The following is a 3,713-nucleotide window of genomic DNA, read 5'->3' on the forward strand; positions in this document are numbered from 1 at the left end:
CGTACCCTCCCTGCTGGTGATCCACCGGGCCCGGGACAGCCCGGAAAGCCGGCTGCTCAAGCCACTGTCCCGGGCCCGGAGCAGGACAAGATCCTCCCGCAGCAGGGGGTGGCACCTCAGACCCTCCGGCCACTGCCGGGGCTCGAGGCCGTACTCGTACGCCAACGCCACGTCCAGCTCACCCTCATTGAGCGCGGTCACCAGTTCGTCCGGCTCGCCCTCCTCCAGCTGGATCTCGGCCCGCGGGTGTGTCCGCGCCAGTTCGGACAGCGCCGCGGGCACCAGCCGGACGCCGGCCGTGGGGAAACTTCCCAGCCTCAGCCGGCCGGTCGCGCCGGTGGCCAGCTGCTGGACCTGATGGTCCAGATCGTCCAGCGCGGCCAGCACCGGAGCGCTGAGCTCGACCAGCCGATGGGCCGCCGCTGTCGCGCGGACACCGTGCGCCTCCCGCTCGAACAACCTCAGCCCCGTCTCCTTCTCCAGCGCCGAGACCTGCTGCGAGATCGCAGAGGCGGTGTAGCCCAGCTCGCGGGCGGCGATGACGAACGAGCCGCTGCGCACGACGGCCCGCAGGGTGAGCAGGTGCGGGGGCTTGAGCAACGGATCCTCCTGTGCCGGCGGACGCTGAACGAGGGGCGCGCGCTCGGCAAGGATAAGCATTCCTTGGTCTCGGCGGTCATTTCTCCCGCGCTGCTGGGCCTTGTGGCACGGCCGGCAGGCACAGATCGTGGCGTGGACGGGTCGGACACGAACGTGAACGACCGTGGAACGCAAAGGAGCAACAGCAGTGCCCGCAGTGCCAGCCGTGCCCGCGACGACGTCCGCCCAGGACCGGCTCGACGCGGAAGCCGTGACAGCCGCGCTCAGGCGGAGCGACTGCGGGGAAGTACACGGCGACGCGGGGAGCCGCGCCGCGTACTCGGCCGACGCCTCCAACTACCGGCGGATCCCGCTGGCTGTCGTCCTCCCCCGCGAACGGCAGCAGGTGCTCAACACCCTCGCTGTCTGCCGCCGCCTGGGCGCACCCGTCACCTCGCGCGGCGCGGGCACCAGCACCTCGGGCCAGGCCGTGGGCTCCGGCGTGGTGATCGATTTCTCCCGCTGGTTCAACCGCCTGCTCGCCCTGGACCCGGCCGCCCGTACCGCCACCGTCCAGCCGGGCATCGTCCTGGACGACCTCCAGCGGGCCGCTGCCCGGCACGGGCTGATCTTCGGCGCCGACCCCTCCACCCACAGCCGCTGCACGCTGGGCGGAATGATCGGCAACAACGCGTGCGGCTCGCACTCGGTCGCCTGGGGACGCACCGCGGAGAACGTCGTGGAACTGGAGGTGGTCACCTACCGGGGCACGGTCCTGCGGCTGGGCGAGATGACGCGGGCCGAGATCGACGAGGCCGTCGCCGCCGGCGGTGACCGGGGTGAGCTCATCGCGGCCCTGCACCGCCTGGCCGAGGGCAACCTGGCCACGCTCCGTACCGAACTGGGGCGCTTTCCCCGGCAGGTGTCCGGCTACGCGCTGGAACAGCTGCTGCCGGAGCGCCGCTTCAACCTCGCCAGGGCGCTGGTCGGCAGCGAAGGGACCCTGGCGCTCATCCTCTCCGCGACCGTCCGTCTGGTGGCGCCCCCGCCCGCCCGGGCCCTGGTCGTGCTCGGCTACCAGGACGCCTGTGCCGCAGCCGACGCGGTGCCCGGTCTCCTGGAGCACAGGCTGCTGGCCCTGGAAGGGCTGGACCAGGCGCTGACCGACATCGTCACCCGCCCAGAGACCCGGCAGGCGATCGACACCCTTCCCCGCGCCCGGGCCTGGCTGTTCGCGGAACTCGGCGGCACCGAGGAGGAGTTGCCCGCGCGTGCCGCGGAGCTCGCCTCGGCGGCGCGCCGTACAGCGGGCTTCACCAGCAGCGAAGTCGTCACCGACCCGGCGCGGGCCCGGCAGCTGTGGCGGATCCGCGAGGACGGCGCCGGGCTGGCCACCCGGCTGCCCGGGGGAGCCGAAGCCTGGCCCGGCTGGGAGGACGCCGCCGTTCCGCCCGCCCAACTGGGCTCCTACTTGCGCCAGTTCACCGAACTCCTCCAGCAGCACGGGCTGCAAGGAGCGGTGTACGGCCACTTCGGCGAGGGCTGTCTGCACGTACGCGTCAACTTCGACTTCAGCACCGGGCACGGCACCGCCGTCTTCCGCGCCTTCGTCACCGACGCCGCGAAACTCGTCGCCGCACATGGCGGCTCGCTCTCGGGCGAACACGGCGACGGGCAGGCGCGCTCGGAGCTGCTGTCCCTGATGTACGGGCCCGACGTCATTGCCTTGTTCATGCAGTTCAAAGCGGCATGGGACCCTGACAACGGCCTCAACCCCGGGATGATCGTCGATCCGCTGCCCGTCGACGGCAACCTCCGGGTCAGCCCGCACCGCACACCCCTGCCGCTGACCACCGTCTTCCCGTTCCACGCCGACGACGGCGACTTCGCCAAGGCCACCCGCAGATGCGTCGGCGTCGGCAGATGCCGTACGGCCACACCCGGAAGCGGCGGCGTCATGTGCCCCAGCTACCGCGTCACGGGAGACGAGAAGGACTCCACCCGGGGCCGGGCCCGGCTGCTGTACGAGATGACCCAGGGCGAAGTGATCACCGACGGGTGGCGGTCTGCGGAGGTGCGTGACGCGCTCGATCTGTGCCTGTCCTGCAAGGGGTGCAGCACCGACTGCCCGGTCGGGGTGGACATGGCCACCTACAAGTCGGAGTTCCTGCACCACCACTACCGACGGCGGCTGCGCCCAGCCTCCCACTACACGATGGGCTGGCTGCCACTGCTCTCCCGCGCCGCCGCACACGCGCCCCGGCTGGTCAACGCGGTGACCGCCTCCCGGCTGGCCCCGGCGGTCAAACGCCTCGGCGGCATCGCCGCCGAGCGCGAGGTGCCCCGCTTCGCCGACCGGACGTTTCTGTCCTGGTTCCGTACCCGCTCCGCTCAGGGCGACGGGCGGCGCGGGCCGGTCGTGCTGTGGGCGGACTCCTTCAACAACCACTTCACTCCCGAGGTGCTCAGGGCAGGCGTCGAGGTCCTGGAACACGCCGGCTACACCGTCCAGGTCCCCGACGGCACCCAGTGCTGCGGGCTGACCTGGATCACCACCGGACAGCTGGGCGTGGCCCGGCGTATCGCCCGCCGCACCGTGGCCGCGCTCGCCCCGCTCACCCGCGACGGCGTCCCCGTCGTAGGGCTGGAGCCCAGCTGCACCGCTGCCCTGCGCTCCGATCTGACCGAACTGCTCGACGGCGACGCGGAGGCGCGGGCCCTCGCCGACAGCACCCGTACGCTGGCCGAACTCCTCGTCCACCACACCCCGGGCTGGCAACCGCCCCGCATCGCGGCCCGCGCCATCAGCCAGACCCACTGCCACCAGCACGCCACCAGCGGCTTCGGCGCCGACAGCACCCTGCTCGCCGGCATGGGAGTCACCAACAGCGTGCTGGACTCCGGCTGTTGCGGGCTCGCCGGGAACTTCGGCTTCGAACGCGGCCACTACGACGTGTCGGTCGCCGCCGGGGAAGAGGTCCTGCTGCCCGCCGTACGCGCCGCCGACCCGGACACCGTCGTGCTGGCGGACGGCTTCAGCTGCCGCACCCAGATCGCCCAGCAGACCGAGCGCAGCGGCACCCATCTCGCACAGCTGATCGCCCGCGCCCTGCCCGCCGCCCGCTCCTGAACCC

2 protein-coding genes are annotated in these 3,713 nt (G+C 72.3%); one reads left to right on the forward strand and one right to left on the reverse strand.

Annotation, left to right across the window (positions count from 1 at the left end):
• On the reverse strand, positions 1-600 hold a 600-nt coding region (locus ITI46_RS33685), incomplete at its 3' end, for a LysR family transcriptional regulator (RefSeq protein ID WP_209243750.1).
• A 196-nt stretch (positions 601-796) separates the two neighbouring features.
• On the opposite strand from ITI46_RS33685, the gene ITI46_RS33690 reads away from it, so the two are divergent.
• Entirely contained in the window at positions 797-3,709 is a 2,913-nt protein-coding gene (locus tag ITI46_RS33690; protein WP_372452139.1) for an FAD-binding and (Fe-S)-binding domain-containing protein, read from the forward strand.
• Positions 3,710-3,713 lie beyond the last annotated feature (4 nt).

Origin of the sequence: Streptomyces oryzae, assembly GCF_017676365.1 — a bacterium.
GTDB lineage: Bacteria > Actinomycetota > Actinomycetes > Streptomycetales > Streptomycetaceae > Streptomyces > Streptomyces oryzae.